Genomic DNA, 524 nt, shown 5'->3' on the forward strand with positions numbered 1-524 from the left:
CGTCGAGCTGCTCCGGGACGCCTACCGCCACCCGCTCACCGCCGCCTGCGGCACGCTGGCCGGCGGGCGGGCCGGCGTCGGCCTGGGCTGGCTGGCCCTGAACCGGCTGACCGGCGACAGCGGCCACCTGGAGCGGGCCGCCGCCGCGGGGACGGCCCTGCTGCGCACCCCCGACCTGCCGTCCGTCCTCGGTGAGCACGACGCCCGGGGCCTGCTGCACGGCCGCTCGGGAGTCGCCCTCTTCCTCCACCGCCTGGCCGGCGAGACCGGCGAGGCCCGCTTCCTGGAGGCGGGCCGCCTGCTGCTCCACCAGGAGCTGGAGCGGGCCTTCCCGCTGGACGACGGCTCCCTGTCCGTCTCCGACGACGCGCGGCGCACCCGGGCCATGCCGTACCTGGCGACGGGCGCGGCCGGGGTCGCGGCCGTCCTCACTCGCTACGTGGCCACCGCGCCGGACGAGCGCTGCGCCGCGGCGCTGCCGGGGCTGGTCGCCGGCATCCGGGTCTCCTGCGCCACGAAGGAGG

Annotated in this window: 1 pseudogene; it reads left to right on the plus strand. The window is 79.0% G+C overall.

Going from position 1 to position 524, the window contains the following annotated elements:
- Window positions 1-524: pseudogene (locus tag SSNG_RS41825) on the plus strand (hypothetical protein); the annotation flags it as partial.

It is taken from the genome of Streptomyces sp. C (assembly GCF_000158895.1).
In the GTDB taxonomy this organism is placed as follows: domain Bacteria; phylum Actinomycetota; class Actinomycetes; order Streptomycetales; family Streptomycetaceae; genus Streptomyces; species Streptomyces racemochromogenes.